The sequence below is a fragment of the Neoroseomonas soli genome, from assembly GCF_018129065.1.
In the GTDB taxonomy this organism is placed as follows: domain Bacteria; phylum Pseudomonadota; class Alphaproteobacteria; order Acetobacterales; family Acetobacteraceae; genus Neoroseomonas; species Neoroseomonas soli.
Genome location: NZ_JAAEDM010000145.1, coordinates 1 through 6,282, shown reverse-complemented (window position 1 = coordinate 6,282; position 6,282 = coordinate 1). Strand labels below are relative to the sequence as shown.

The 6,282-nt window shown below is 74.1% G+C and carries 4 protein-coding genes; 3 read left to right on the top strand and 1 reads right to left on the bottom strand.

Annotated elements, in window-relative coordinates; all coding sequences use genetic code 11:
- From GXW76_RS24610 to GXW76_RS24600, 3 genes are all read left to right on the top strand, one after another.
- Positions 1–3,040 (top strand): SDR family NAD(P)-dependent oxidoreductase (locus GXW76_RS24610; protein WP_211864786.1); only part of this gene is annotated, 3,040 nt, incomplete at its 5' end.
- Positions 3,037–4,392, top strand: coding sequence for an aminotransferase class I/II-fold pyridoxal phosphate-dependent enzyme (locus GXW76_RS24605; RefSeq protein WP_211864785.1), 1,356 nt, complete (start codon positions 3,037–3,039; stop codon positions 4,390–4,392). The genes GXW76_RS24610 and GXW76_RS24605, both read left to right, overlap by 4 nt.
- Positions 4,393–4,520: 128 nt before the next feature.
- Complete coding sequence (locus GXW76_RS24600; RefSeq protein ID WP_211864784.1) at positions 4,521–5,318, top strand: formyltransferase family protein; 798 nt, start codon at positions 4,521–4,523, stop codon at positions 5,316–5,318.
- A 67-nt stretch (positions 5,319–5,385) separates the two neighbouring features.
- Here GXW76_RS24600 and GXW76_RS24595 read toward each other — a convergent pair.
- Positions 5,386–6,282 (bottom strand): LTA synthase family protein (locus tag GXW76_RS24595; RefSeq protein ID WP_211864783.1); only part of this gene is annotated, 897 nt, incomplete at its 5' end.

Here is a 6,282-nt window from a genome sequence, read left to right as displayed (position 1 = left end):
CGCCCCGCCCACCGCCGAGGGCGTCGCCTTCGCCTGGACGCCCTGGGATCCGCTCGCGGCGAGCGGGAGCGTGGAGCCGGCGGACCTTGTCATCGGTCTTGCCGCCGGGGCGCGCGGGCGCTCGGGCACGGCGCTGGCCGGGGCATTGCGCCGCGCCGCCGCGCCCGGGGGAATGCTGATGCTGGCCGAACCCGCGCCCGGCCGGCTCTGGGATTTCGCCTGCGGGCAGGATCCCACCTGGTGGGCGGGCGGCGACGGCGCGCTGCCGGATGGCGAGGCCTGGCACCATGCCCTCGCCGAAGCGGGCTTCGAGACGCCGGAGGCACTGCCGCTCGCGGCAGCGCCCTGGCCGGCGCTGCTGCTCGCCGCGCGCGCGCCCTCGGTGATCCTGCCGGCGGAGGCAAGGCCGCGCCGGGTGGTGGTGTGTGGCGCCGGCCGCTTAGCGACTGCGCTGGAAGCGGCACTGCGCGCCGAGGGGCATATGGTGCAGCAGCACCCGCTGTCGCCCGCGCCCTCGCCGCGGGAGGTGAAGGGCGCCCAGCTCGTCGTCCTGCTCGCGGACCAGCCACTGCCGGATGCCCTCGCGGCGGCGACGCGACTGGCCGAAGCCGCGAACGGCGCCGCTGCCGGATTTGCGCTGGTCGGCGCCGGGGATGTCGCGCGCGCCGCGGCGCTGACGGGCCTCGGCCGCGTGCTCGCGAACGAGATGCCGGACCTCCGGCCGCGCCGCATCACCCTCGACCCGGCCCTGCCGCCCGAGGCTGCGGCCTGGCGGCTGGCGGCGGAACTCGGTGCCGACGCGCCCGAGGTGACGATCGGTGTGCATGGACGCATGACGCCGCGCCTCGCCGCCGGCCTGCCCCCCCAGACCATCGGCGGCGCGCGGCGGCTCGCCATCGGCCAGCCCGGCCAGATCGGCACCCTGGCCTGGGAGGCCGAGCCCACCCTTCCGCCCCCCGGCCCCGGCGAGGTCCGCCTGCGCATCGGCGCCGCCGGGCTGAACTTCCGCGACCTGATGTGGGCCCAGGGCCTGCTGCCCGAGGACGCGCTGATGGACGGCTTCGCCGGCCCGACCCTCGGCATGGAGTGCGCCGGGGTGGTCGAGGCCGTGGGGCCGGGGGTCGCGCTCAGGCTCGGCCAGGCGGTGTTCGGCTTTGCGCCCTCGGCCTTCTCCACGCACGCGCTGACGCGCGCCGAGGCCCTGGCGCCGCTACCACCCGGCATGGCGCCGGAGGCCGCGGCCACCGTCCCTGTCGCCTTCATCACCGCGGCCTATGCGCTGGAGACGCTCGCGCGCATCCGGCCGGGCGAGCGGGTCCTGATCCATGGCGGGGCGGGCGGCGTCGGCCTCGCCGCGCTGCAGATCGCGCGCGCCGCGGGCGCGCTGGTCGCCGCGACCGCCGGCAGTGCGGAAAAGCGCGCCTTCCTGCGCGCGGCAGGCGCGGACATGGTGCTGGACAGCCGCGACACCGGCTTCGCCGACGTGCTCCGCGCCGTCTGGCCGGAAGGCGTGGACGTCGCACTGAACTCGCTGGCGGGCGAGGCGATGGAGCGCACCCTCGGGCTGATGGCGCCCTTCGGGCGGTTCATCGAACTCGGCAAGCGCGACTTCGTGGAGAATCGCCGCACGCCGCTGCGACCGTTCCGGCGCAACGTCTCCTACTTCGCGGTGGATGCGGATGCGCTGCCGCGCGCGAAGCCCGACCTCGCGCAGGCGCTGTTGGCGGATATCGCGGCGCGGCTCGCCGAGGGCGCGCTGCTGCCGCTGCCGCACGCGGTCTTCGCGCCGGAGGAAGCGGAGACGGCGTTCCGCACGCTGCAGGCCTCCACGCATATCGGCAAGCTGGTGATCCGCCCGCCTGCGGGCGGCGGCGCGCCTGCGCCGGAGGCCTGGAAGCCGGATGCGGACGGGGCCTATCTGATCCTCGGCGGCGTGCAGGGCTTCGGGCTGGAATGCGCGAAGTGGCTGGCGGCGAACGGGGCGGCGCATCTCGCGCTGGTGTCGCGCCGCGGGGGCGAGACGCCCGGCGCCGATGCGGCGCTGCGCACGCTGGCCGCGCTCGGCGCGCGCACGCGCGTCGAGGCCTGCGACGCGACGGATGCCAAGGCGCTCGGCGCGCTGCTCGCACGCATCCGGCGCGATGGGCCACCGATCCGCGGCGTGGTGCATGCGGCTGCGGCCTTCGCGGATGGCGCGGCCACCGCGATGGATGCAACGCGCTTCGCCGCCGTGCTGGAACCGAAGGTGACTGTCGCGGAGAACCTGGATCGGCTGACGGCGGACGACCCGCTGCACCTGTTCCTCATGTTCTCCTCGGCCACCACCGCCTTCGGCAATCCGGGCCAGGCGAACTACGTCGCCGCGAACATGGCGCTCGAGGCGATCGCGCGGCGGCGCCATGCGGAAGGCAGGCCGGCACTCGCCGTGGGTTGGGGGCCGATCGCGGATGCGGGCGTTCTGGCGCGCGATGCCGCGACCGCGGAGACCTTGGAACGCCGCACCGGCGTCGCGGCCATGCCGGCGCAGGAAGCGCTGTCCGCCTTGCCCGTGCTGCTCGGATCGGGCGTGCCGGTGGCGCATCTCGCGCGCGTCACCTGGGCGAGCCTGTCCTCCGCGTTGCCGGTTCTCGCCGAACCCGCCTATGCCGCGGTGCGCGCAGCGCGCGAAGGCGGCGCGGAAGGTGCCGACCTGCGCGCCGAACTCCGCGCCCTCCCGCCCGAGGACGCGCGCGAACGCCTGGTGCGCCTGGCGCAGGAGGAGATCGCGCGCATCCTCCGCCTGCCGATCGAGGCCGTTGCGGCGGATGCGCCCGTCGCCGGGCTTGGCCTCGACTCGCTCGGCGGGCTGGAATTGCGCATGGCGCTGGAACGGCGGCTCGGCGTGCAGGTGCCGCTGGCGGCGGTGACCGAGGACCTGACGATCGCGGTGCTCGCGGGCCGTATCGCGGGCGTGGTGCTGGAAGACCGGACGGAGCAGACGGTGCAGTCGCTGATGGATGCCTACGAGCCCGCCTCCGCGGCGGTGGAAGCGGCGAAATGACGCAGGGCTTCGGGCTTTCCGCGACCGCGCGCCTCGCGCTGCTGAAGCGCCTATCCAAGCGCAAGGAGGAGAAGGGGCCGGCACCCGGCGCCGCGCGCGCCTTCCGCGAACTGCCCGGCCAGCGCGACATGGAGATGATCCGCGAGGCCGCCGGCGCGCTCGGCCTCGAGAACCCGTTCTTCCGGCCGCATGAGGGCATCGCCGGCGCGACCTCCCGCATCGGGAACCGGGAGGTCATCAACTACGGCTCCTACAACTACCTCGGGCTGAACGGGGACCCGCGCGTGATCGCCGCGGCGCATGCGGCGATCGACCGCTACGGCGTCTCGGCCTCGGCATCGCGCATGGTCTCGGGCGAGCGACCGGTGCATGCGGCGCTCGAGGAAGCGATCGCCGCGCATTATGGCGTCGATGCCGCGCTCGCGATGGTCTCGGGGCATGCGACCAACGTGACGGTGCTCGGCCACCTGATGGGGCCGCGCGACCTGATCCTGCACGACGCCGCCATCCACAATTCCTGCGCCGAGGGTGCGCGGCTCTCGGGCGCGCGGCGCATCGCCTTCGCGCACAACGACTGGCGCGCGGCGGAGAAGGAACTCGCCGCCGCGCGGCGCGGCGCCCGGCGCGCGCTGATCGTCATCGAGGGCCACTACTCGATGGACGGCGACCTCCCGGACCTGCCGCGCTTCATCGAGATGGCGCGCCGCCACGACGCCTGGCTGATGGTGGACGAGGCGCACGGCATGGGCGTGGTCGGCGCCACCGGCCACGGCATCCACGAGCACTGGGGCGTGGATGCGAAGGACGTCGACATCTGGATGGGCACGCTGTCCAAGACGTTGTCGGGCTGCGGCGGCTACATCGCGGGCAATGCGGATTTGGTCGCCTGGCTTCGGCATTCCGCGCCGGGCTTCGTCTATTCGGTGGGCATGGCGCCGGTGCTCGCTGCCGCCGCGCTGGAATCGCTACGTATCCTGCAGTCGGAACCGGAACGCGTGGCGCGGCTGCAGGCGAATGCCTCGCTCTTCCTGCGGTTGGCGAAGGAAACCGGCCTCGACACGGGCACCTCGGCGGGCCTTGCGATCGTGCCGATCATCGTTGGTTCCTCGGTCGGTGCGGCGCGGCTTTCCCAGGCGCTGTTCGAACGCGGCATCAACGTGCAGCCGATCCTCTATCCCGCGGTGCCCGACAGTTCCGCGCGCCTGCGCTTCTTCCTGTCCTCCGAGCACGCCGAACCGCAGATCCGCGAGACCATCGCCGCCGTGCGTTCCGCCATGGCCGGCGCCCAGCCCGCCGAGATCGCGGGCGAGAGCAGTTTCCACATCGGTGGAAACCACCCCCGCCATGCTTGAGCGAGCATCTTCACGCATACGTCTGATTCCAGCCGCATGCGATCTGCTCTAAGCGCTGGCCGCATGCGCGGGCGGAGTCGCAGAGAAGGGAGGGGGTGCCGGGGGAGGTTCCCTTCCCCCGGCGCTGCATGACGCTGCGCATCGCGCTCCTCACGCTGGAAAGCACCGCCAGCGCCGAGGCTGCCGCGCGCGTGCTGCGCGAGACCACGCAGGATGTCGTCTTCCTCGGCGTCTCCGACCCCTTCCGCGGCGGCACGGCGCGCACGCGCGAATTGTTCGCCCGCTGTGGCCCGCGCATCCTCCCGTGGCTGTTCGTGGAATTCGCCGCGCCGCGTCTGCTGCGCGCGCGCGGCACCGGCCCGCTCGCAGCCGCTGCCGCCGCGCGCGGGTTGCGGGCGACCGTCGTGCCGGACATCAACGAGGGGCATGTGCACCTGGCGCTCGAAGCCTCGCGCCCGGACCTCATCGTCACCTGCCACTTCGACCAGATCCTCTCCCCGGCGACGATCGCGCTGGCGACGCGCGGCGGGGTGAACCTGCATCCCTCCCTGCTGCCGCTGCATCGCGGGCCGATGCCGTGCTTCTGGGCCGCAGCCGACGGCAATGGCGAATTCGGCGTGACCGTGCACCGCCTTGTGCCGCGCATCGACGCCGGCGCGATCCTCGCGCAGCGAGCCGTCACGCCGCCGCCGCACGCGACGGTTTCCGCCACGGCAAGGGCGCTGCACATGGCGGGGGCGGAGATGCTGCTCCGCGTGATCGAGGACATCGCCGCGGAACGGGAGCGCGGGCGCGAAGCGCCGACGATGCCGTACAGGTCGTTCCCGGACCGCGCGGCGCTCGCGACGGCGGCGCGCAACGGCGTGCGCCTGACCGGGTTCGGGGACCTGCGCGCGGCGCGGCGGCTGGGCGGGGTGGCTGCGTGACGCTTCGGGGGAGACGCCGTCTCCCCCGGACCCCCTCTGCCGAGGGCCGAAAGGCCTTCGGAACCCGTTACTTCGGCGCGATGCCCACGGCGGCGCGCACGGCGCGATGCAGGGCGGTGGCGTCGAGGTCCACCCGCGTGCCGCAACCCGCAACGTCGCTGCGCCAGATCAGGTGGTCGGTGTCGGTGGCGCCACGCGCGGCAGGCAGCGATGGGCGATGGTCGCCGAAGGCCGCCAGCACGACCGGGCGGCCACAACCGCGTGCGGCCTCGGCCACCGCGCCGAGCATCGCATCGGTCGCCGCCATGCGCGCGGCCCAGACCGAGGCTGGATCGGAACCGGTCCACGGGCCATGCGCGGCGACCGTGATGGCGTAGAGGAACACAGGCCCCGACGCCCCGGCCATTTCCGCCGCGATGCGCGCACCGAGCGCGGCATCCGTCACCAGCCCGTTCTCCCGCGGCGCGTCCGCGAAGGCGTCCGCAGCCTCGAAGCGGCGGAAACCGAGCGCCGGCAGCACCTTGTCCCGCCCGAAGAAGCGCGGGTCGTACGGATGCAGGCACGTCGTCCCGTAGCCCGCGCCGCCGAGCGCCCAGGCGAGCGACGACACCGGCGCGCGCGCGAAGCGGAAATACGGATTGAACCGATCCAGCCCCAGCGCCGTATCGTCGAGCCCGGTCAGCACCACGAACTCCGTCCGCATGGTGTTGGCGCCGAAGCCCGGCACCGCGAGCCGCCCGCGCGAGATCGCCTCGCCGACCAGCCCATCCCACTGCGGCAACGCCTGGGCCAGCCCGAAACGCCGCGGATCGCAGAAGGATTCGAGTTGCAGCAGCACGAGATGCGGTGCGACATCGCCGGCCGGCAGCACCGCCGGCGCAGGCGGATGCGCGGCCCGGCGCGCGGGGCGCTCGACCGCCGCCAGCCGCGCATGCAATGCGAAACTCGCCAGCGGCCCGAAGCG

Excerpts from the sequence above, each read along its gene's own strand:
- GXW76_RS24605 (WP_211864785.1), top strand. The coding sequence starts at position 3,037 with ATGACGCAGGGCTTCGGGCTTTCCGCGACCGCGCGCCTCGCGCTGCTG.
- GXW76_RS24600 (WP_211864784.1), top strand. The coding sequence starts at position 4,521 with ATGACGCTGCGCATCGCGCTCCTCACGCTGGAAAGCACCGCCAGCGCC.